At 71.1% G+C, this 23,518-nt stretch carries 15 protein-coding genes; 7 read left to right on the forward strand and 8 right to left on the reverse strand.

Going from position 1 to position 23,518, the window contains the following annotated elements:
- Positions 1-42 precede the first annotated feature (42 nt).
- Positions 43-348 (forward strand): hypothetical protein, encoded by a 306-nt coding sequence (locus RIF93_RS00115; RefSeq protein ID WP_309087220.1) that lies wholly within the window; start codon positions 43-45, stop codon positions 346-348.
- Here RIF93_RS00115 and RIF93_RS00120 read toward each other — a convergent pair.
- Positions 345-1,460 carry a LuxR C-terminal-related transcriptional regulator gene (locus RIF93_RS00120; RefSeq protein ID WP_309087222.1) on the reverse strand — a complete coding sequence of 372 codons (1,116 nt, stop codon included), beginning with the start codon at positions 1,458-1,460 and terminating at the stop codon, positions 345-347. The two genes, RIF93_RS00115 and RIF93_RS00120, sit on opposite strands and share 4 nt — an antisense overlap.
- A 185-nt stretch (positions 1,461-1,645) precedes the next feature.
- Positions 1,646-2,023, reverse strand: a complete 378-nt coding sequence (locus tag RIF93_RS00125) for a helix-turn-helix transcriptional regulator (protein WP_309087224.1) — start codon at positions 2,021-2,023, stop codon at positions 1,646-1,648.
- Positions 2,024-2,055: 32 nt separating this feature from the next.
- Here RIF93_RS00125 and RIF93_RS00130 point away from each other — a divergent pair, with 32 nt between their 5' ends.
- Together RIF93_RS00130 and RIF93_RS00135 are read left to right on the forward strand one after the other, a co-directional pair.
- Entirely contained in the window at positions 2,056-3,096 is a 1,041-nt protein-coding gene (locus RIF93_RS00130; protein ID WP_309087226.1) for an alpha/beta hydrolase, read from the forward strand.
- A 209-nt stretch (positions 3,097-3,305) separates the two neighbouring features.
- Positions 3,306-14,381, forward strand: coding sequence for a type I secretion C-terminal target domain-containing protein (locus tag RIF93_RS00135; RefSeq protein ID WP_309087228.1), 11,076 nt, complete (start codon positions 3,306-3,308; stop codon positions 14,379-14,381).
- A gap of 413 nt (positions 14,382-14,794) precedes the next feature.
- On the opposite strand, the gene RIF93_RS00140 is transcribed toward RIF93_RS00135, so the two are convergent.
- Complete coding sequence (locus RIF93_RS00140; RefSeq protein ID WP_309087230.1) at positions 14,795-15,187, reverse strand: hypothetical protein; 393 nt, start codon at positions 15,185-15,187, stop codon at positions 14,795-14,797.
- Between the two features lie 91 nt (positions 15,188-15,278).
- Positions 15,279-16,952, reverse strand: coding sequence for a M28 family metallopeptidase (locus RIF93_RS00145; RefSeq protein ID WP_309087232.1), 1,674 nt, complete (start codon positions 16,950-16,952; stop codon positions 15,279-15,281).
- A gap of 195 nt (positions 16,953-17,147) precedes the next feature.
- Between RIF93_RS00145 and RIF93_RS00150 the strand changes: the two genes are divergently transcribed.
- The 3 genes from RIF93_RS00150 to RIF93_RS00160 are packed head-to-tail and all read left to right on the forward strand — an operon-like array spanning position 17,148 to position 19,192.
- Positions 17,148-17,924: a hypothetical protein gene (locus tag RIF93_RS00150; RefSeq protein ID WP_309087234.1), complete on the forward strand. Its 777-nt coding sequence runs from the start codon at positions 17,148-17,150 to the stop codon at positions 17,922-17,924.
- 4 nt (positions 17,925-17,928) lie between these two features.
- Complete coding sequence (locus tag RIF93_RS00155; protein ID WP_309087235.1) at positions 17,929-18,324, forward strand: phage holin family protein; 396 nt, start codon at positions 17,929-17,931, stop codon at positions 18,322-18,324.
- 1 nt (position 18,325) lies between these two features.
- The gene (locus tag RIF93_RS00160) at positions 18,326-19,192 is read left to right on the forward strand and encodes a DUF3618 domain-containing protein (protein WP_309087237.1); all 867 of its coding nucleotides are present in this window, start codon (positions 18,326-18,328) and stop codon (positions 19,190-19,192) included.
- A 166-nt stretch (positions 19,193-19,358) separates the two neighbouring features.
- On the opposite strand, the gene RIF93_RS00165 is transcribed toward RIF93_RS00160, so the two are convergent.
- Together RIF93_RS00165 and RIF93_RS00170 are read right to left on the reverse strand one after the other, a co-directional pair.
- A complete protein-coding gene (locus tag RIF93_RS00165; protein ID WP_309087238.1) occupies positions 19,359-20,324 on the reverse strand; it encodes a copper resistance protein B in 966 nt (321 codons plus the stop codon).
- On the reverse strand, positions 20,321-22,096 hold the full coding sequence (locus RIF93_RS00170; protein ID WP_309087240.1) for a copper resistance system multicopper oxidase: 1,776 nt from the start codon (positions 22,094-22,096) through the stop codon (positions 20,321-20,323). The genes RIF93_RS00165 and RIF93_RS00170 overlap by 4 nt, the downstream gene beginning before the upstream one ends.
- Positions 22,097-22,130: 34 nt before the next feature.
- Between RIF93_RS00170 and RIF93_RS00175 the strand changes: the two genes are divergently transcribed.
- Positions 22,131-22,844 carry a PepSY domain-containing protein gene (locus RIF93_RS00175; protein ID WP_309087242.1) on the forward strand — a complete coding sequence of 238 codons (714 nt, stop codon included), beginning with the start codon at positions 22,131-22,133 and terminating at the stop codon, positions 22,842-22,844.
- Between the two features lie 2 nt (positions 22,845-22,846).
- On the opposite strand, the gene RIF93_RS00180 is transcribed toward RIF93_RS00175, so the two are convergent.
- Together RIF93_RS00180 and RIF93_RS00185 are read right to left on the reverse strand one after the other, a co-directional pair.
- Entirely contained in the window at positions 22,847-23,065 is a 219-nt protein-coding gene (locus RIF93_RS00180) for an ammonium transporter family protein (protein WP_309087244.1), read from the reverse strand.
- Between the two features lie 72 nt (positions 23,066-23,137).
- Positions 23,138-23,413: a metal-sensitive transcriptional regulator gene (locus RIF93_RS00185; RefSeq protein WP_309087246.1), complete on the reverse strand. Its 276-nt coding sequence runs from the start codon at positions 23,411-23,413 to the stop codon at positions 23,138-23,140.
- Between the last annotated feature and the right edge of the window lie 105 nt (positions 23,414-23,518).

Here is a 23,518-nt window from a genome sequence, read left to right on the forward strand (position 1 = left end):
GCGCGCGCTTGCGGCGGCCTCCGAACCCGCTACCTAGCGGGGATGCAGGCGGCGGACGCGAAGACGGTGACCACGGGCTGGCTCGTGGGGGTGATGCTCGAGATCGAGGGCGAGCGCGCGCCGCTGCGCCACTACTTCGCCGTGGGACACGCCGACCAGGGCCGGGCCGAATGGACGGCGGTCGACCGGGCGATCACCGTGGGGCGCGTCACCACGAGCCCGATCGGCGGCATCGAGCCGGTGCAGGCGCTGAAGGCGCTGACGGCGCAACGCATGAAGACACTGGGGCTCGCGAACGGCGAGGTCCGCGCGTTGGGCGTCAACCATCCGAGGCGCTGGCTAGCCTAGCGCAGGCGGTTGAGCTTGGCGGCGAGTTCGCCGGTCCGGCGGACGCCCAGCTTGGCGAACAGGCTCTTCACCTGGCTGCGGACGGTCTCCACCGAGGCGCCGCGGCCGGCGGCGATGGCTTCGCGGCTGTCGCCTTCGGCCAGACGCAGGGCCACGTCGGCCTCGGACTCGGTGAGCCCGAAGGCGGCCCGCAGGTGCTGGGAGAAGGCCACGTCCTGACGCGAGACTCCGCGCAGGGTGGCCAGCACGGCGGGCTGAAAGCCCAGGGCGTGCTCGCGGGCGGGCAGGGACATCAGGTCGACCAGCACGGGCGAGAGCGGGTCTTCCTCGCGGCGCAGGACGAGCGTGCGGCTGGCGCGCGGGCGCGCGGAATGCCGGGCGCGGAGCAGGCCGTCGAAGGCGATCTCGAGCGCGCGGCCGTCTTCGTGGCGGGCCGCGGCCAGACGCTGGTCGCGCAGGCGCACCGGACCGGCGGAAAGCGCAGCCTCGGCGGCCGGGGTCATGGCCCGGACACGGCCCGAGGCGTCGCAGACAAAGGCCGCCGCGCCGACGGCCTCGAGGGCGCCGGCCATGAGGGCGGCGCCCTGGCCCTCCAGCGTCATCTGCAGCCGCACGGCGTCGCGGACGTGGGGGACGAGGGATTCGAAGGCGCGACGATCGTCGGGGGAAGGCAGGCCCCGGCTGGCGCCCCGCAGGGTGGACATGCCGATCAGCATCTCGCTGTCGCGCATCAGCGTCGCCTGGCTGCCGAAGGGGAAGTCGTAGCGGATGGCGAGTTCGCAGTACTCCGGCGCGCGCCGTTGCTCAGCCTCGCTCAGACAGTCCAGGTCGTGCCAGGCCTTCAGGAGCGGCGCGGTGATCCCGTGCCGGACGCGCGGATTGCGCGCTGGATCGCCGCCGCCCATGGCTACGAACTCGGCGAGCGGCTCGGGCGGCATGCCGTAGATCCAGTTGAAAGGCACCGCCTTGTCCGCGCCGATCCCGATCAGCTGACCCCGGTCAGCTCCACACGCTTCGGCCAGGCGCCCGAGGGCCTGCAGCCAGTCGCCGCCGAGCGCCGCCTGGCTGAAGCCGTCGGCGATCGACAGCCATTCCTCGCCACGTGGGATCACGAACGCCGACCCGCACGCCTCCGCCGGCCGGAAACCCGGCCGGAACGCCACAAATACATGTGCTTAAGCCCCCAAAAGCGGGCGTAACGTGTTCGACGAATGCCGAGCCGTCAACGGTGACGTCACCCTTTTGGGGGAAGCAGGGGCCGGCGGCGCCTAGCTAGGCTGGCCGATGCATGGAGCGCCTAGCGATTTGGCAGCAGTGTCCGGAGCTCGGCCTGCCGGCGCACGCCGGTCTTCGTGAAGATCGACTTCAGGTGCGTGCGCACCGTGCTTTCGGCCACGCCCAGCGTCTGGGCGCAGGTGGCGACCGAGCCGCCGTCGATCAGGTGCAGCGCGATCCGGGTCTCCTGGGGCGAGAGCCGGTGGGTCTCGCGCAGGAGGTCCTCGCGGGCGCCGCCGGCGCGTTCCAGCGCCAGACCCATGGCGCGGGCGACGGCGCGGACCGTCGGGTGGCCCGAGTCGTAGGCGGCCTTCAAGCGTGGGATGATGCTGGGATAGAGCTTGGCGTACGCGGCGGCCGGCTTCAGCAGGCGCTGGTCGAAAGCCTCGTCGTCGCTCATTGTCCCGCTCCAGTGGGGAGTTGGGGGTAGTAATGAGCGTAGCGTACGGCGTTGGCGAGTCCTGTGTCGGGCGCCTGGAGGTCCAGAGCATGGACCGCGGCGGCGGATTGGGGCTGAAGTCCGCGGCCCGCCGGTGGGCCAACCGCACCATGCAGTGGCTGGTGACGCGCTCGATGCGGCAGGGCGTCCGGGCGCATGCCGAGGGACGCGACGCGTTCCTGGCCTACGTCGAGCGCCAGCGGCGGATGCACTATCTGACCGACGCGCCGATCCTGCCGATGATGGAGGCCGAGGCCGTGCGGGTGGCGGGGCCGGGCGTCCTGTCGTCGCCGCCGGCGCCTTCCGAGTGGTTCGCGCCGAAGAGCCGCAAGCCGCGGGGCCATGTGTTCTACGTCCACGGCGGTTCGTTCGTGGCCGAGCGCAGCCCGAGGATCACCCAGCTGGTCGCGCGGTTCGCCGCCACCGCCGAGGCCCAGGTGTTCGCGCCCAGCTATCGCCTCGCGCCCGAGCACCCCTGTCCCGCCGCGGTGGACGACATCGTCGCGGCCTGGGCATGGTTCCTCGATCAGTACCCCGACGAGCCGGTCGTGGCCCTGGCGGAGTCCGCCGGGACCGCGGTGCTGCTGTCGGCGCTGCAGCAGGCGCGGGAGAAGGGCCTCGGCCTGCCGGCCGGGATCGTCCTGCTGTCGCCGTGGGTCGATTTGTCGCTGCAGAGCTGGAGCGTGACGGCGGCCTCGCTGGCCGGGACCACGCCCTACACCATGGAGAGCCTGGCGCTGGTGGCGCGCTTCTACCTGGACGGTATGAGCGCGACCGATCCGCTGGCCTCGCCGCTGTTCGGCTCGTTCGAGGGCTTTCCGCCGATGCTGATCCACGCCAGCAAGGGCGACATCCTCTACGACGACGCCGTGCGCCTGGCCGAGAAGGTGCGCGACGCCGGCGGCGATCTGACCGTGCGGCTGTGGACCGACGAGACCCACGTGTGGGAGCGGATGAACACGCCCAAGGCCAAGGAGTCGATCCTGCTGGCGGCCGACTTCATCCGTCGCCGCCTGGACGCGGCGCTGAACTGACTGTCGCAGGCGAGCGGCTTCAGCCGCCGGTTGCTGTCCCCCTCCGCCGAACTGTCGCACCTCCCCCAAATGGGGGAGGCGGGGCCTGTATTGCTCCAATAACGTCGCTCTCAAGGGGGAGAGTTTCGCCAAAAAAACCGGCGTTCTCTCAGTAACTCGCGCGCGGCGAGGCGATCTTGCGCGCGCTCAATCGGTAGTGGGTGGGGCAGATGGCTGATTTCAACGGGACGCCGGGCGCGGATAATCACGTCGGCGACGGTCAAGACGACCTGATTTCGGGCCTGGCCGGCAACGATACGTTGGACGGCGCCGCTGGAAACGACACCCTATCCGGCGACGAGGGAAACGACCGGCTGCTCGGCGAAGACGGCCACGACTCCATCAGCGGCGGCGCCGACACGGACTACATTCGCGGCGGCGACGGCAACGACACGCTCGACGGCGGCGCGGGCCGTGACCAGGTGACCTACTTCGGCGCGGTCGGCGGCGTGAGCGTGAGCCTGGCCGCGGGCACGGCGACGGGCTGGGGCGTCGACGCGCTCAGCAACATCGAGAACCTGACCGGCTCGAACCACAACGACACGCTGGTTGGGGACGATGGCGACAACTGGATCTGGGCCACCGGGGGGACGGACAGCATCGCGGGCGGCGGCGGCAACGACCTGCTGCACGTGGGCAACGGGAGCCACACCGTGGACGGCGGCGACGGCGTGGACACGCTCGGATTCTATTCCGAGACGCTGACCGGTCCGGTGAACGTCACCCTCGCCAACCAGTCGGGCCCGCAGAACACCCTGCAGGGCACGATGACCCTGACCGGCATCGAGAACCTGTCCGGTGTGGCCAACCTCGTCGGTGGTGACACCCTGACCGGCAACGACGGCGCGAACGTGCTGGCCGGCTGGGACGGCGCGGACTCGCTTTCGGGCGGCGACGGCGCCGACACCCTGCTGGGCGACGGCGTGATCCACCCTGACGTGAACGGGGTGGTGACGGTCTACCAAGACGACGGCGCCAACGCGAATGACACCCTCAACGGCGGCAATGGCGTGGACACCCTGGTGGGTGGCGGCGGCGACGACCTGCTGATCGCCGGCCTGGGCGCGGACGCCCTCGACGGCGGCGCCGGCAACGACACCGCAAACTTCGCGCCCGCGCCGGCGGCGGTGCGCGTGCGTCTCGCCAACGGCACGGTGGAGCTGTGGAACGGCTCGACCTGGACCGCGCATGGCACGATCACCGGCGTCGAGAACGTGGTGACCGGCACGGCCGACGTCTGGGACGCGCTCTACGGCGACGGCGCGGCCAACAGCCTGTCGGCGGGCGGCGGCCACGACGCTCTTGTGGGCGATGGCGGCAACGACACCCTGCGCGGCGGCGACGGCCAGGACTACCTCGTCGGCGGAGCCGGCGACGACGTGATCGACGGCGGCGCCGACATCGACCGGGTCTCCTACACGGGCGCCGGCGCGGGCGTGAACGTCGACCTGCGGATCCAGGGCGCGACCCAGGACACCGGCGGCGCCGGCGTCGACACGCTGATCGGCATCGAGCAGGTCTCGGGCAGCAGCCACAACGACACGCTCACGGGCGACAACGGCGACAACTTCATCTCCGGCGGCGCCGGCGGAAGCGACAGCCTGGCCGGCGGGAACGGCAACGACCTGGTGATGGTCGCCAGCGGCTCGCATACGGCCGACGGCGGCGACGGGACCGACACGTTCAGCCTCGGCTTCGCGGCGGGCGGCGTCGCCTTCTCGCTGGCGGGCGGGGCGGGGCAGGTGACGGGCCAGGGCACGATCACCGCGACCAACTTCGAGAACCTGGCGGGTTCGTCCTATGCCGACACCCTGACCGGCGACAGCAACGCCAACCTGCTGGCGGGCGACGCGGGCGCCGACTCCCTGGCGGGCGGCAACGGCGCCGACACCCTGCTGGGCGACGCCTACCTGTACATCGACAACCCGGTCGAGAACGCCGGGCCCATCACGATCTTCGCGAATGGCGGCAACGGCGCCGACACCCTGACCGGCGGCGGCGGCAACGACACGCTGGACGGCGGCGCGGGCTCGGACACGGCGACGTTCTCGGGCGCGCGCGCGGACTACACCGTGAGCGTCAATGGCGGGACGATCACCGTCACCCACAACAACGGCGGCGCCGACGGCGTCGACACCCTGACGAACATCGAGTTCCTGAGCTTCTCGGACGGCGTGGTTGACCCGAACGCTCCGGCGAGCGGCGGCACCGCAGGCGCCGACAGCCTGGCGGGCACGAGCGGCTCCGACACCCTCGAAGGGTTGGCCGGGAACGACACGCTCGACGGCGGCGGCGGCGCCGACAGCCTCGCGGGCGGCGACAATGACGACCGGCTCGTCGGCGGCGCAGGCGCGGACACGATGGCCGGCGGCGCGGGCAGCGACACGGCCGACTACACGACCGCCGGCGCATCCGTGAGCGTCAACCTGACGACCGGCGTGGGAGCCGTCTACAACGGCTCCACGTTCGTCAACGAAGACACGCTGAGCGGCATCGAGCACGTGGTCGCGGGCGGCGGCTGGGACCGTCTGGAAGGCGACGGCGGGGCGAACAGCCTGTCGGGCGGGGCCGGTCACGACGGCCTTTACGGACATGCAGGCGCCGACACGCTGGTGGCGGGGAGCGAGGACGACTTCCTCTCGGGCGGCGCCGGCGACGACATCCTGGACGGCGGGGCGGGCCTCGACCGCGCGGCTTTCAGCTCGGGCGCGACGACGGGGGTGAACGTCACCCTAATGACGCAGGGCGTGGCCCAGAACACCAACCAGGGCCAGGACACCCTGATCGGCATCGAGCACGTCTCGGGAACCATCTACAACGACACCCTGGCCGGCAACGACGGCGACAACTGGGTGTGGGGCGGCTCGAACGGCTCGGGCGTCACGGGCAACGACAGCCTGTCCGGCGGCAACGGCAACGACCTGCTGCAGGTCGGCAACGGCAATCACACCGTCGACGGCGGCGCCGGCATCGACACGCTAAGCTTCAACGGCAACCCCACTGAAACGAGCAACGACGTCTCGGGCGGCGTGGCTGTCTCGTTGGCGGTGAGCTCAGCACAGGGCTCCGGCGGCGTCACTGTCACGATCGTCGGCGCCAGCATCGAGAACCTCTCCGGCTCCACCCATGGGGACACCCTGACCGGTGACGCGGGCGCCAACGTTCTGGCGGGCTTCGCCGGCAACGACAGCCTAGTTGGCGGCGCCGGCAACGACGTGCTGCTGGGCGATGGCCTGACCTCACCGACCAACGAGGTCGGCAACGGCGGCCTGATCGACACCTTCGACAACGAGAGCAACGGCAACGACACGGTCTCGGGCGGCGACGGGAACGACGACATCCTGGGCGGTGACGGGAACGACAACCTGGCTGGGGACGCCGGGAACGACACGATCTCGGGCGGCGTGGGCGCCGACACCCTGCTGGGCGGGGCGGGCGACGACGAGCTGGAGGGCGACGACGGCGACGACGTCCTGCAGACCTTCGGCCAGGGTGCGGCCAGCGGCGTCGACCAGCTGAGGGGCGGCAACGGCAACGACCTGCTGATCGCCGGCAACCTGACGAGCGTCACCGGCGGGGTGACCACGGTGGCGTCGGCCGACTTCGCCAGCACCGTCTTGGACGGCGGCGCGGGCCTCGACTACCTGGGCGTGAACGGCCAAGTGTTCTTCCAGGGCGAGCTGGAGGACATGGAGGGCATCTCCTTCCTGGCCTTCCCGACCACGACCCTGCCGAACGGCACCGTCGTGAGCGCGGCCCCGCCGGTCCTGACGATGATGTCGAACGCCTTCGACTTCAACTTCGGCGGCAGCGACTCGGGCGACGTCACCGTCCGCGGCAACGGCCAGATCAACATCCAGATGTTCGCGGGCGAAGCCTTCGACATGTCCGGCCTGGTCATCGAGGGCGGCGCCACCGTCGGCATCTTCATCCAGGGCGTGAGCGGCGCCGACACGATCACCGGCAGCGACTATCGCGACGTGATCGAGACCGGCACGGGCGCGGACTCCATCGTGGCCGGCGGCGGGGACGACTCCATCCTGGTCGGGCAGGGCGCGGGCCAGACGGCGACCGTCACCATGGGCGGCGGCCGGGACGCCATCATCTTCACCGACGAGCACGACGGCGTCGTGGTCGTGACCGACTTCGTGGCGGGCGACGGCGGCGACGACCTGGTGCTGGAGGACTTTCTCGCGGCGTACGCGACCGGCTACACCGAGGGCGCGAATCCGTTCGCCAGCGGCCACATCCGGATCCACCAGAACGGCCCGAACACCGAGCTGCAGTTCGACGCCAACGGCGGCGGCGACGCCTGGACCACAATCGCGGTCCTGCAGAACACCACGGTCGGCAGCTTCCACCCCTCCAACTTTGACGGCTTCGACCCGACGGCCACCGCCAGCGGCACGCCCACTAGCGGCGCCGACAGCCTGACCGGCACGGCCAGCGGCGACAACATCGACGGCCTGGGCGGCGCCGACACCATCGCCGGCCAGATGGGCGACGACACGCTCCTCGGCGGCGAGGGGAACGACAACCTGGCCGGCGGCGGTGGGGCCGACAGCGTCTCGGGCGGGCTGGGCAACGACACCCTGAACGGCGGCGCCGACAATGACCTGATCGACGGCGGCGACGGCGTCGACATGGTGGTCTTCGGCGGCAACGACCCGCTGACGGTCAACTTGTCGACGACGGGCCCGCAGACCATCAACGCCGCGCACGGCACGGACACGATCACGAACGTCGAAAACGTCGGCGGCAGCTTCGGCGACGACACGATCATCGGCAATTCGAGCGCCAACGTGCTGACGGGCGGCGCAACGGGCAACGACAGCCTGTCGGGCGCGGACGGCGACGACCTGCTGTTCGGCGGGGTCGGCAACGACACCATGGACGGCGGCGACGGCGTCGACTTCGCGCTCTACACGGATGCGACCGGCAGCGTGAGCGTGGACCTCTCGGCGAGCGGTCCGCAGATGACCGGCTGGGGCGGCCAGGACACCCTGGTGAACGTCGAGGCGGTGGTCGGCGGCAACTTCAACGACACGCTGACCGGCAGCACCGGCGCAAACACCCTGAACGGCGGCGCGGGCGACGACCTGGTGGTCGTGCAGCAGGCCTCCGGCCAGACCCTGACCGCGACCCTGGGCGGGGGCGTCGATACGATCGAGATCGCGGCGACCTTCGCCGGCGCGGTGGTGGTCACCGACTTCGTGGCGGGCGCCGGCGGCGACGTGCTGGACCTGGAGGACCTGCTCGACACCACCAATTGGTCCGAGGCGCTGAACCCGTTCGCGACGGGCCACCTGCGGCTCACCCAGTCCGGTCCGGACACCCTGCTGCAGTTCGACGCCGACGGCGGCGGGAACAGCTGGACGACCATCGTCACCCTGCAGAACACCACCGCGAGCGCGTTCACGGCGGCCAACTTCGACGAGGGCTTCGACCCGAACTTCGTGAGCCCGACCGCCACCAGCGGCAACGACAGCCTGGTCGGGACCGGCGGCAACGACCTGATCGACGGTCTGGCCGGCGACGACACCATCAACGGCGTCGCGGGTCTGGACAGCCTGGTCGGGGGGAACGGCAACGACAACCTGGCGGGTGACGGCGGCGCCGACACTCTGTCGGGCGGCCTCGGCAACGACACCCTGAACGGCGGCGGCGGCGACGACGCCGTCGACGGCGGCGACGGCGTCGACATGGTGGTGTTCGGCGGCAACGAGGCGCTGACCGTCAACCTGTCGACGGCGGGTCCGCAGACGATCAACACCGCGCATGGTTCGGACACGATCACCAACGTCGAGAACGTCGGCGGCGGCTTCGGCAACGACACGATCACCGGCGATTCGGGCGCGAACCTGCTGACCGGCGGCGCGACAGGCCACGACATCCTGTCGGGGGCGGGCGGCAATGACCTGCTGTTCGGCGGCCTGGGCAACGACACGCTGGACGGCGGCGATGGCCTCGACTTCGCCGTGTACTCCGACGCGACGGGCAGCGTGGTCGTGGACCTCTCGGTCAGTGGCGCGCAGAACACCGGCTGGGGCGGCCAGGACACGCTGATCAGCATCGAGGGCGTGGTCGGCGGCAACCACAACGACATCCTGATCGGCAACTCCGGCGACAACACGCTGAACGGCGGGGCCGGCGCGGACGAGATCGAGACCGGGACCGGCAACGACAGCGTGACCGGGGGCGACGGGAACGACCTGGTCTTCGCCGAGCAGGCGAGCGGCCAGACCCTGACCGTCACCCTGGGCGCGGGCGTCGACACCATCGAGACCTCGGGGGCGCTGGCCGGGTCGGTCGTGGTCACCGACTTCGCGACCGGCGCCGGGGGCGACAAGGTCGACTTCGAGGACCTGATCGACCATCACGCGCCGGGCCTGCTGGACGGCGGGGCCAACCCGTTCGCGACCGGTCACCTGCGGCTGAGCCAGAGCGGCGGCGACACCCTGCTGCAGCTGGACGCCAACGGCGGCGGCGACAGCTGGGTGACGGTGATCACCTTCCAGAACACCACGGCGAGCGCGTTCACGGCCTACAACCTGGACGGCTACAATCCGACCGGAGCCATCGGCCAGACGGGCACGGCCGGCAACGACACGATCGTCGGCGGCGTCGGCCCGGACACGCTGTCGGGCCTCGGCGGCAATGACGTGCTGGAAGGCGGCGGCGCGGCCGACCAGCTGCTGGGCGGCGACGGGAACGACATCCTGCGCGGCCAGGACGCCAACGACAGCCTGTCGGGCGGCAGCGGCGCGGACCTGCTGGTCGGCGCGGCGGGCGACGACACGATGGACGGTGGCGCCGGCATCGACCGGGTCAGCTACGGCAACTCCGCCGTCGGCGTGACGGTGAACCTGACGACGGCGACGGGCCAGAACACCGTCGGCGAAGGCACGGACACGCTGATCTCGATCGAGCACGTCACCGGCTCGAACGGCAGCGACAACATCACCGGCAACGACGGCGACAACTGGCTCTGGGGCCTCGACCAGGGGACCGAGACCATCAACGGCGGCGGCGGCAATGACCTGGTGTTCGTGGGCGCCGGCGCGCATGTGCTGGATGGCGGCGCGGGGACCGGCGATACGCTGGGCTTCTACGCCATGAGCCTGGTTTACCCGATCCAGGTCTCGCTGGCCGCGCAAGGCGGCCCGCAGACCACGGGCAACGGCTCGATGACGCTCACGGGCTTCGAGAACCTGTCCGGCACCACCTGGGGCGGCGACACCCTGACGGGGGACGGCAATGCCAACGTGCTGGCCGGCTGGGGCGGCTCGGACGTCCTGTCGGGCGGCGGGGGCCATGACCGCCTGCTGGGCGACGGCGCGTTCTACACCGACGCCAACGGCGTGATCACGGCGTACGACGAGTACGCGATCCTGGCGAACCCGCCGTCCACGGTCACCTACAACGACACCCTGACGGGCGGCGGCGGCAACGACACCATCGTCGGCGGAGCCGGCGCGGACGTGGCCGTCTTCAGCGGCGCGCGCTCGGCCTACACGATCAGCATCGCGGCCAACGGCGTCATCACCGTCACCCACAACAGCGGCGGCGCGGACGGCGTCGACACCCTGACCGGCGTCGAACTGCTGCAGTTCAGCGACGGGACGGTCGCGGCCGACGGCGGCGAGAACCTGACGGGCGGCAGCGGCGCCGACAGCTGGCAGGGCGGCAATGGCGCCGACACCTTCCAGGGCCAGGCGGGCGCGGACACGCTGTACGGCGGCGCGGGCAACGACAGCATTGCGGCCGGCGACGACAACGACACCGTGCGCGGCGAGGCCGGCGCCGACACCCTTTCGGGCGGCAACGGGACGGACCTGCTGACCGGCGGGGCCGGGAACGACTCGCTGGACGGCGGGGACGGCGTCGACCGTGCGTCGTACTTCGACGCGACCAACGGCGTGAACGTCAGCCTCGCGGCCACCGGCGCTCAAGTCACCGGCTGGGGGTCCGACACCCTGGTGTCGATCGAGCACCTGACCGGCTCGAACCACAACGACACCCTGACGGGCAACGACGGCGACAACTGGATCTGGACGACCGGCGGCACGGACAGCGTTTCCGGCGGCAACGGCCACGACCTGCTGGCCGTCGGCTTCGGCGCCCACACCATCGCGGGCGGCGCGGGCAACGACACCCTGCTGCTCTACTCGGAGACGCTGCTGCCGAACGGCGCGGCGGTGAACCTGGGCCACACGACGGCGCAGAACACCTTCCAGGGCTCGATGACCATCACCGGCGTCGAGAACGTGGTCGGGACGATGATCGGCGCGGACACGCTCACGGGCGACGCCGCGGCCAATGTGCTGGGCGGCTGGGGTGGTTCGGACAGCCTGTCGGGCGGCGGCGGGAACGACCGCCTGCTGGGCGACGGTGTGATCTTCCCGAACGCGTCTGGGGTCATCACCACCTATGACGTCGACACTGACCCGACGATCGTCCAGGGCTCGGACACGCTGAACGGCGGGGCCGGAGCGGACACGTTGATCGGCGGCGGCGGCGGCGACCAGCTGAGCGGCGGCGCCGGCGACGACTCCATCGACGGCGGCGACGGCGTCGACGTGGCGGTCTATGCCGACGCGACGGCGGCGGTGACGGTGAACCTCGCGACCGGCGTGGCCACGGGCGGGGCGGGTTCGGACACCCTGACGGGCGTCGAGAACCTGAACGGCTCGAACTTCGGCGACACGATCACCGGTTCGACCGGCGCCAACAGCCTGTTCGCCGGCGGCGGCGCCGACACGGTGGCGGGCGGCGACGGCGATGACCTGCTGGCCGGTCAAGCCGGAGCCGACGTCCTGCGCGGCGAAGTCGGCAACGACACGCTGAGCGGCGGGACGGAGAACGACCTGCTGATCGGGGGCGCCGGGAACGACAGCCTAGACGGCGGTCTGGGGATCGACACCGCATCCTACGCGGACGCCGGCGCGGCGGTCACCGCCAACCTTGCGACCGGTCAGGTCACGGTGGCTGGCCTGGGCACGGACACGTTGACCAGCATCGAGGGCCTGATCGGCTCGAGCGACCACGACGCGCTGACCGGCGACGGCAATACGAACGTCCTGGAAGGCGGCGCCGGCAACGACACTCTGGATGGTGGGGCCGGCAACGACCTGGCGTCCTACGCCGGGGCCAGCGCCGGGGTGAACATCGACCTGGCGCAGACGACGCAGACCGTCGCGGGGCTGGGCACGGATACGTGGGTCAGCATCGAAGGCGTCATCGGTTCGGCCCACGCCGACACCCTGACCGCCGGCGCGGCCTCGGCCACCCTCGACGGGGGGGCCGGCGCGGACCAGATCACGGTCGCCACAGCGTCGGGCCAGTCGGCGCGCGTCACCCTCGGCGCCGGCGCGGACACCTTGCGCCTCGACGCGAGCACCCGCGGCCTGGTCACCACGACCGACTTCGAGGCGGGCGCGAGCGGCGACGTGCTGGACATCATGGCCGTCCTGCAGGCGCGGCTGCCGGCCTGGAACGGGACCGACAACCCCTTCGAGGAGGGCTATATCCGCCTCGTGCAGGACGGGACCGCGACGGTCATCCAGATCGACAACACCGCGACCGACGCCTGGACCGACTTCATGCGGCTGGAGAACACCAGCAGCCTGAGCATCACCGCGGCGAATCTCGGCCACGCGGCCCTCGTGCCGGCCGCCAAGATCGTCGGCGGCTCGAGCGGGGACGCGTTCGGCTGGACGCCGGACAGCCCGGCCGAGGAGGTCGACGGCGGCGCCGGCGTGGACGAGGTGGAAATCGAGGTTCCGACGATCACGATCTCGGACAACCCGACGATCACCAAGGACGGCAACAACCTTGTCCTCGACCTGAACGGCGACGGCACGCCGGACCTGAAGATCACCAACGTCGAGGAACTGGTGATCAGCATCCTGAAGCTGATCCTGTCCGGCGACTTCTCGGGCACCGGCCTGGCGCAGGACACGATCCACTACGTCGGCGACGCCGGCGGCGTGCCCGAGGACAACACGCTCGACGGCACGGCCATGACCTCGACGGAGTCGATCGACGCCAAGGGTCTCGCCGGCAAGGACACGCTGATCGGCGCCAACGGCAACGACCGGCTCGAAGGCGGCGACGGCGAGGACAGCCTGTCCGGCCGCGGCGACAACGACACCCTGGTCGGCGGCGCCGGCAACGACGTCCTCGACGGCGGCGACGGCTCGGTCGACGTGGCGGTCTTCACGGGCAACCGGGCGGACTACACCGTCGTCAACGCGAGCGGCACCGTCACCGTCACCCACGTCGGCGGCGGCTCGGATGGCGTCGACACGCTCACGAACATCGAGCGGCTGCAGTTCGCCGACATCACCACCGACGCCAGCGGCAACGCCCTCGGCGGCGGCGGCGATGGTGGCGGCGGCGGCGGCGGCGGCTCTCCGACGGCCGGCACCGCCGGTCCGGACATGGTGTTGCTGAGCGCCGGGGCCGAAAGCTTCCAGGCGGGCGGCGGCGCCGACACCGTTCACGCGGGCGACGGCGACGACTTCGTCCACGGCAACACCGGCGACGACAGCCTCACGGGCGGCGGCGGCAACGACACGCTGCGCGGCGGCCAGGGCGCTGACGCGCTGCAGGGCGAGTCCGGTTCGGACCTGCTGTTCGGCGACCTGGGCGACGACCAGGTGTTCGGCGGCGCCGGCGACGACGTGATCGAGGGCGGCGACGGGGCGAACTTCCTGCGCGGCGGCGACGACAACGACGTCCTCCGCGGCGGGGCCGACTTCGACGACGCCCACGGCAACATCGGCAACGACACGGTGTCGGGCGGCGGCGGCGGCGACTGGGTCGTCGGCGGCCAGGGGCAGGACATGCTCTTCGGCGACGACGGCCACGACGTGGTCTACGGCAACCTGGGCGAGGACACCGTCAACGGCGGTGTCGGCAACGACTGGGTGCGCGGCGGCCAGGCGAACGACATCGTCAACGGCGGCGATGGCGACGACTGGCTGGCGGGCGACCGCGGCGACGACACGCTCTCGGGCGGCGCCGGCGCGGACCTGTTCCACAGCTTCGGCGAGGCGGGGATCGACCGCGTGCTGGACTTCAACTTCGCCCAAGGCGACCGGGTGAACCTCGTGGCCGGGACCACCTACACGGTGGCTCAGGCGGGCGCGGACACGGTCATCACCATGACTGGCGGCGCGCAGATGACGCTGGTGGGCGTGCAGCTTTCCAGCCTGACGGACGGCTGGATCACGGTGGGCTAGGGCTGAAGCGGCCGGGCGGCGACGCCCGGCCGCCCGCCTGTCAGATGGCGCCGGCCAGGACCGCCAGCAGGGCGATCGCCGAGGCGGTGAGGGCGAGGGTCTCCGGCACGCGGGACCAGCGGATCTCGTAACGCACACGCATGGCTGCACTTCGACGCTTCAAGGAGTGCTCGTCACCCGGGCGATCGCGTCCTCGGGGGGGAGGGGTGAGACGCTTCGGGTGCGCGACGGGGGCGCGTCGCTGGCCCTAGCCCGGGTGACGAGAACCGGCTCATCCAGTGGTTTCGTGTTTAGTTTAAACTGGACTCAGCGTCAAGCGCGGATGCGGCCGGATTGCGCCCAAAACGACAGCGCTCCCCGCTCGGGGGAGAGCGGGGAGCGCCATCGGTCGGAGGCTAGGTTGAACCTGTGGCCTAGCAGGCGTAGCGGCGCTTCACGGTGACGTAGCCGCCCACGTAGGGATCCCAGAACCGCTCCTTGCGGGTGCAGGTCCGGTAGCCGTAACCGGGGCCGTAACCGTAGCTGGGCGCGTAGCCGTAGCCGTAGCCGTACCGCGGGGCGTAGCCATAGCCGTAGCCGCGCGGGGCGTAGCCGTAGTTGTAGTAGCCGCGGCTGTTGCTGTTGCCGGCGAGGGCGGCGCCCAGGGCGAGGCCGGCGACGCCGGCCACAATGGCGGCGGCCGCGGCGTCGTCGTTCCCGCGGCGATGATAGCGGCGATAGTCGCCGGCCTGGGCGGAACCGGCGGTCGCAGCTACGGCGGCCGCGGCGGTCACGCCGGCGAGAGAGGCGGTGAGGAACTTGCGCATGGACAGGGCCTCCTGATCTTGCAGGCCATGCTCCGCCTCGTCGCCTGAACCGCGGCTGAACACCGCAGTCAGGGTTTTGCGTGTTCGGCCGCTACTTCCGCTGGCTGCCAGTCTGGGCGCGTATCGGCTTCAGCTCGGAGCCTTCGTTCCAGTCGGGCCAGGCCCGCGAGTTGGCGAGATCGCGGCCGATCTCAAAGGCCAGGTTCACGTCGGCCGCGGCGCCCGAGTAGTCGTGCCACGGCTCCCACCGGTCGCAGGTCTGGTGGTAGCAGCGGGCGGTGAAGTCCTCGACCCACTTGTCCCCCTTGGCGCGGCCGCCGTCGACCACGTCCGGGCCGCCGGCCAGCGCCATCAACAACAGGGTCGGCACGCCGCGGCGGCCGAAGGAGAAGTGGTCGGCGCGGTAGTTCAGCGCGCGCTCGGGGCGCGGATCGGGCGTGACGGTCCGGCCGCGCTTGGCGGCGGCGGCCTTCAAGAGGTCCTCCAGCTGGTTCTGGCCCGAGCCGATCAGCACCACGTCGCGGGTCGGGCCCAGCGGGTGCAGGGTGTCGTAGGCGATGCTGGCGACCATCTTGCCGGCCGGATAGGGCGAGCCCTGGGCATAGAATTCCGAGCCCAGCAGGCCGCGCTCCTCGCCGGTCCACTGGGCGAAGAGGATGGTGCGCTCGGGGCGGGGGCCGGCCTTGAAGGCGCGGGCCGTCTCGATGACCGCGGCGACGCCGGTGGCGCTGTCCAGCGCGCCGGGGCGGATCGTGGCGCCCGCGGCGTCCGGCGCGCCGATCCCGTAGGCGTCCCAGTGCGAGGCGTACATGATCGTCTCGTCGGGATATCTCGAGCCTCGGATGGCGCCGACGACGTTGCGGCTCATCAGCTGGGTGAAGGCGTTCCTGTAGTCGGCGGAGAAGGTCGCGCCCTTCAGCGGCACGGGCCGGAAGGCGGCAGTGCGGGCGCGGGCCTTCTCGGCCTCGAAGTCGAGGCCTGCGGCCTTGAAGAGCTCGACGGTCAGGGGACGCTGGATCCAGCCCTGCAACAGGAGGCGGGCCGAGGCGGGGTCCTTGCGCACCACGTCGTAGCTCTCGCCGCCGCTGGCCGCGACGACGCTCCACGGATAGGCGGCGCCGGCCGTCTCATGCACGATCAGGGCGCCCAGGGCCCCGCGCCGCACGGCCTCTTCATACTTGTAGGTCCAGCGGGCGTAGTAGGTGGCCGCGCGGCCGCCGAACTTGCCGGCGACGGCCTCGCCGTCCTTGGCCTCGAAGTCCGGGTCGTTGATCAGGAAGAGGGCGATTTTGCCCTTGAGGTCGACGCCTTTGAAGTCGTCCCAGCCACGCTCAGGCGCGGTGACGCCGTAGCCGACGAAGACCAGCGGAGCGTCCTGGATCTGCACGCGCTCGACGGGGCGCTGGGTCTCGATGCGCAGGTCGGTCTGGGTCTGGAGGGCCTTCGACAGGCCCGGCGCCTTCAGGGCGTAGGTCCCGCCGGCTTGCGTCTGGAAGCGATAGAGCTGGACCTCCTGGGTGAAGGCGCCGTTGTCGCCGGCGGGCTCGAGGCCGAGCGCTCTGAACTGGGCGACCAGGTAGTCGATGGTCTTCGCCTCGCCGGGGCCGCCCGGCGCGCGGCCGGCGTAGGGGTCGCTGGCGAGCTCGCGGGTGATGTCCGAGATCCGCTGGGCCGAGATGGGGCCGGTGTCGGGCGCCTGCTGCCGGGCGGCGGCGGGGGCGGCGGCGAGGACGGCCAGGGCGGCGAGCAAGCTGAGACGGCGCATTTCCCCACCTTACCAATCTCGCGCGCAGGTCGAGGAGGGGAACCTATGCAGATTTTTGCGGTTTTCGCCGCGCCCGGCCGGACCGATCGGCGTTCCGGCGCGTTAACCGGGAGCGTGCGGCGAAGGACGCTGCGCGCGGGGATTTCGCCTGCCCCAGCGTGGGTGGGACTGGCGTGCGGCTTGCGGAGAGTTTTCATGAGCGACATCGACACCACCGGCGACCTGACCGCCACGGACACGACCGGCACGAAGGCGAAGGCCAAGGCCGCCGTCAGCCAGGCGAGCCAGGCGCTGAAGCAGGAGGCCCAGACCTTCGCGAGCGCCGCCCAGGAGAAGGCGCGAACCGAGGCGCAACGGCGCGCCGAGACGGCGACCAAGACGCTGGGCGACTTCGCCAACGCCATCCGCCGCGCCGGCGACGAGCTGGCCGAGGCCAACCAGAGCCCGGCCGCCCGCCTGATCGGCCAGGCCGCCGACGGGCTGGAGAACCTGTCCCGCAACCTGGCGGGCAAGCAGCCCGAAGAGCTGCTGGACGCGGTCCGCGACTTCGGCCGTCGGCACCCGGCGGCGTTTATCGGCGGCGCCGTTCTGGCCGGCATCGCGCTGGGCCGCTTCGTGCGGGCGAGCGAGGAGGCCTCGGGCTTCAGCAGCGAGGTGGGCGGCGGCGCCTATCCGCTGGCCACGACCGACTATTCGGGCGCGGCGGGTTCGGACGACCTGGAAGTGGGCGCCGCCGGCGGGTTCGCCAGCGTGCCGACCACCAGCATGGCCTCAGGCCTGACCGGCGCCGAGCAGCTGGGCGCCACCGGCACTGACGCCGAGGTGCAGTCCGGCGTCGAGGCGGCGACGGGCGATGACAGCCTGGCGGGCGACGGTCTCGGGGACGATCTGGGCGATCTGACTCCGTCCGACGCCGACGAGACGAGCACGGCGCCGGGCGCCACGGGCCGCCCCGGCTTCCAGGGGACCTAACCCGATGGACGATGCTTCCATGCGGCAGGATCCACGGAGCCTGCCCGAACTGGTGTCCCAGCTGACGACCGACCTCGCCACCCTGGTGCGCAAGGAATCGGAGCTGGTCCGCACCGAGATGACCGAGAAGCTGCACGTCGCCGGCAAGGCGGCGGGCGAGATCCTGGCCGGCGGCATCTTCGTGCTGGCCGCGCTGGGCGTGCTGCTGGCCGCGGTGGTGGCCGGCCTGTCCGAGTATATGCACCCGGCCTTCGCCGCGCTTATCGTGGGCGTGGTGGTGGCGGTCATCGGCATCGTGCTGATCCGCGCCGGGCTCAAGATGATGACGCCCGAACACCTGAAGCCGAACCGCTCGACCCGGCAGCTCCAAAAAGACGCCCAGCTTGTGAAGGGAAAATAGAATGGCCAAGTCATCGGCAGACGTGGAGCGCGAGGTCGAGGCCACGCGCGGGCAGATCGACCGGACGGTCGAGGCCTTGAAGGAAAAGATGCAACCCAAGGAACTGTTCGACGAGGCGACGAGGATCATGGGCGGAACGAGCAACAAGGTCCTGACCACGGTGGTGGAGCAGGCCAAGGAAAACCCGATCCCGATCGCGCTGATCGGCGCGGGGATCGCGTGGCTGGCGCTGAGCCAGTCGAAGCGGAAGCCTGCGTACGACCCCTATTCGGGCCAGGGCTACTACGAGACCTACGAAGGCTATGACGAAAGCGGCGGCATGAAGGGCAAGATCAGATCGAAGGCCCGCGACGCCGTCCAAGCGGCCAAGTCCGGCATCTCGACCGCCAAGGAGAAGGTCTCGGGCGCCGTCGAAGGCGCGCGGACCAGCACGGCCGACGGCGTCGGCACGGCCAAGATGAAGGCGTCGGGCCTGACGGCCCAGGCGCAGGCCCGGGCCGACGAGCTGCGCCTGCGCGCCCAGCAACGCTACCAGCAGACGCTGGACACCGAGCCGCTGATCCTGGGCGCCATCGGGGTGGCCGTGGGCATGGCCATCGGCGCCTCGTTCCCGGCGACCCGCACCGAGAACCGCTACATCGGCCCGCACCGCGACAAGCTCGTGGGCCGCGGCCGCGAGATGGCCAAGACCTCCCTGGAGGAAGCCCGGTCGGTGGCCGAGCGCGCCTATGGCCAGGTGAAGGAAGAGCTGCACCGCCAGACCGGTCCGGAAGGCGAGGGCTCGACCCTGAAGGACAAGGCCAAGGCGCTCGCCGACGCCGGCGTCTCGACCGTCCGCGAAGAAGTGGACGGCCGGCTGGCGCACTAGCGCGGGGTGATCCTCCTCTCCCCGCGGGAGAAGGTGTCAGCTGGAAGCTGAGGAACGAGGGGTCGCACGGCGCGTCTGTGCGGCCCCTCTTCGTTCGCGCGCGAGCGTGGAGAAACCCCTCATCCGACCCGCTGCGCCGGCCACCTTCTTCCGCAAGCGGAGAAGGTCAGAAGAACGCCCGTAGGCCCACGACCAGACGGGTGTCTTCCACGTCTTCGCCGGCAGCGCGGGCGTAGTCGGCGGTGTCGCCGAACTTCCGCTCGTAGTGGACGCCGACGTAGGGCGAGACCTCTCGCAGGCCCAGGTCGTAGCGCAGGCGAAGGCCCAGCTCGACGTCGGAGAGGCCGGAGCCCACGCCGACGGCCGGATCATCGCCGGCTGCCAGACTCAGCTCGGCCGACGGCTCCAAGATCAGGCGGTTGGTCAGCCGCAGATCGTAAGAACCTTCCAGGCGGGCCGACAGGTCGCCCTTGTGCGAGAGGAAGAGCGCGCCTTCCAGCTCGAACCAGTAGGGGGCGAGACCCTCGAAGCCGAGCGCCGCATAGGTGCGCCGCGGGCGGGGCTGGAAGTCCTGGCGCACGCCCGCCTGGACGTCGAAATAAGGACCGATGGCGTGCGACCACAGGGCCTGGACCTCGGCGGCCTCGAGATGGCCGCCGGTCTCCCCTTCGCCCTCGGTCTTCAGGGCTAGCCGGTCCACGTCGCCGCCGTAGCGGTATTCCGCCTGCCAAGCGAAGCCGTCCGGGCCGGAGGCCGGGCGCAGCTCCAGCTGGTCGATCCGCAGCATCCAGTGGCGCATGCCGCCGTGCTCGGCGGCGAGGATCGCCCGCGAGCGGTCCATGGCGGCCTTGTCCCAGACGCCGTCGGCCAGCTTGTCGGTGGGCGGCGGCGGGGCGGGCGAAGACCCGACCGGCAGGTCGGCGCCGGTCTGGCCCACGGCATGGCCGGCGTGCGGGTCGGCCGCTGCGGCTGGGGCCTGATGGTGCGCGTGCGGATCGGCCGCCGGCGCGTGCGCGGGTTTAGGCGCTGGCGCGGCCGTCGGCGGGGCGTGGTGGTTGGCGTGCGGGTCCTGGGCGTGGGCGGCCGAAGCCATTGCAAGGAGCGGCAGGGCCAGGAGGACAGGGCGGCTCATCGAGCGTCTCCGCGCACCGCGAACACCTGGAACATGCCAGCGTGCATGTGGAACATCATGTGGCAGTGGAAGGCCCAGTCGCCGGCCTCGGGCGTGAAGTCGAAGGCGACCTTGCCGCCGGGCGCCACGTTGACCGTGTGCTTGCGCGGCATGTGGCCGACCGGCCCGTGCACCAGCTCGAAGAAGTGGCCGTGCAGGTGGATGGGGTGGGTCATCATGGTGTCGTTGACCAGGGTGACGCGCACCCGCTCGCCGGCCCGGAACGTGTAGGGCGACGGTCCCTCGGAATACTTCTTCCCGTCGAAGCCCCACATGAACCGCTCCATGTTGCCGGTGAGGCGGATCTCCAGCGCGCGGTCGGGCGCGCGGGTGTCGGGGTTCGGGTGCAGGGCGACGAGGTCGCGGTAGGTCAGCACGCGGTGGCCGACGCTTTCCAGGCCCTGGCCCGGCTCGCCGGTGCGATCCTGGGGCAGGGGCGCGATCGACTGGACGCCGGGCCCGGGCTTCACCTGGGGGGCCTTCGAGAAGTCCAGCATGTCCATCTCGTGGCCCATCACGTCCGAGCCGCGGACGCGCGGCGGGGCCATGCCGGGCGCGGCGGCCGGCGGACCGTGACCCTCATGGCCCGTGGCGGAGCCGCCGCCGTGACCGGCGTGCGCGGCCATGTCCATGCCCATGTCCTTCATGGTCCCCAGCGGCCGCTCGCGGAGCGGCGGGACCTCGGCGCTCATGCCGGGCCGCGGGGCCAGGGTGGCGCGGGCGAGGCCCGAGCGGTCCACCGCCTCGGCCACGAAGGTGAAGGCGCGGTCCTCGGTCGGCGTGACGATCAGGTCGTAGGTCTCGGCGTTGCCGATCTGCAGCTCGTCCACCTGGACCGGACGGACGTCCTGGCCGTCGGAGGCCACGACCGTCAGCTTCAGGCCCGGCACGCGGATGTTGAAGATCGTCTGGGCGGCGGCGTTGACGATCCGCAGCCGCACGCGCTCGCCTGGCTGGAACAGCGCGGTCCAGTTGTCGTCGGGGCCGTGGCCGTTGATCAGGTAGGTGTAGACCGCGCCGGTCACGTCCGAGATGTCGGTCGGGTCCATGCGCATCTTCGCCCATTCGAGCCGCTCGGCCAGGGTCTGGTCCTTGCCGGCCAGCAGTCCGGCCAGCGTCTGCTTCTGGAAGTTGAAGACGCCGCCCTGGGCCTTCATGCGTCGGAAGATCGTGTGCGGGTGGACGAAGCTGAAGTCCGAGAGGACCAGGACGTGCTCGCGGTCGTACGGGTGCGGCTCGGCGCCCGCGGGGTCGATGACCATCGGCGCGTAGTGCCCCATCGGCTCCTGCAGGCCCGAATGGCTGTGGTACCAGTAGGTCCCGCTCTGGATGACCGGGAACTCGTAGGTGAAGGTCTCGCCCGGCCGGATGCCCGGGAAGCTGACGCCCGGCACGCCGTCCATCTGGAAGGGCACCAGCAAGCCATGCCAGTGGATCGAGGTGTCCTCGGCGAGGGTGTTGGTCACGTGCAGGCGGACCTTCTGGCCCTCCTTCAGGCGGATCAGCGGGCCCGGGACCGTGCCGTTGATAGTCACCGCGTGACCTGACCGGCCGTGCACCGTGTGGTGCGCATGCCCGATGGTGAGGCGGATGTCCTCGCCCGAGAGGGTCTGGAGACCCGCGCTCGCGCTGCGCGCCCAGGCCGGCAGCAGGCCTGACAGCGCCAGCCCTCCGCCGGCGACGGCGGCCCGCAGCAGCCGGCGGCGGTCGATTTCACGGGGCGGCGAACGCATGGGTACTGTCCTGGACGAGAGACGGGGGATTCGGATGCTTCGCTGGTCGACCCAGATCCATAAATGGCTGGCGCTGGTCGTGGGTCTGCAGGTGCTGGGCTGGGTCCTGGGCGGGCTGGTGATGACCGCCATACCGATCGAGATCGTGCGAAGCGAGCACCGCCTGATGGAAGCGGCGAAGCCGCCGCTGCCGGTGGGCGGCCTGCTGGACCATGCCGCCGCGGGGCGCGCCGCGGGTGTGCAGCCGGTTGAGGCGGCGCTGAAGCAGACCCCGCGCGGGACGTTCTGGGTGCTGAAGGACGCAGGTGGCGAGACCCGCGCGGTCGACGCCGCCACCGGTCGGCCGATGCCGCGCCTGACGAAGGACGAGGCCGTGCGGATCGCGGGCTCGCTCTACCAGGGCCCCGGCCGGGCGGTCGCTGCGCGCTGGTATGACGAGGCGCCCCAGGAGACCGGGAAGGAAGGACCGCTGTGGCGGATCGACTTCGACGACCCCGAGGGCACGGCCTTCTACCTTTCGCCGGAAACCGGCGAGCTCTTGAGCCGCCGGTCCAACGTCTGGCGCTTCTACGACTTCTTCTGGCGGATCCACATCCTGGACTTCAAGGACGGCGAGGACTTCAACCACCCGCTGCTGATCGGGGCCGCGGCCCTGACCCTGCCGATGGTGGTCACCGGCTTCGTCCTGCTGTGGATCCGGCTGAGACGCGACCTGGCCGCGGCTCGGGCGCGGCGGCGGGCCGCCTGACGTCAGTGCTGGTGCTGGGGCTCGGGCGCAGGCTTCGGCGCATCCGGCTTCGGCTGGGCCTTGTGGCCATCGCAGCACGGCATCGGCTTGCCGTCCTTCATCTGGTCGCAGCAGGGCTTCTTGTCCTTGCAGCAGGCCATTTCCTCGGCGGCCGCCACGGCGCCGGCGGCCATCAGGCTGAGGGTCAGGCCGACGGCGGCCGACTTCAGGAGCTTCATCATGCTCGGTCTCTCCAGGGGTTGAGCTGAACGGGATCATAGCGGAAGGGGCCGCGGCGGCGAAGGGCGCGGCGCCTAGCGGGCCGTGCGTTCCAGGAGCTGGATCAGCTCGGACGCCTTCTTGCGCTGCTCGTCCTTGTCGCCGGCGATGATGGCGCCTTCGATGCAGTGGCCCAGGTGGTCGCGCAGCATCTCGGTCTCGACCTTGGCGAGCGCGGCGCGGACGGCCTGCAGCTGCGTCAGCACATCAATGCAGTAGCGGTCCTCCTCGACCATGCGGGCGATGCCGCGGACCTGACCTTCGATGCGGTTCAGGCGGTTGAGCAGGCGGGGCTTGTTCTCGCGTTCCATCAGGCGCTCCAGGACGTGACCGGAACATATACCCCCAGACGGTAATTGCAATATGCCCGTCGGGGGTATATCTGCAGCGCACAAACCGATGCCCCGCCGGGGTAT

It is taken from the genome of Phenylobacterium sp., from assembly GCF_031181185.1.
In the GTDB taxonomy this organism is placed as follows: domain Bacteria; phylum Pseudomonadota; class Alphaproteobacteria; order Caulobacterales; family Caulobacteraceae; genus Phenylobacterium.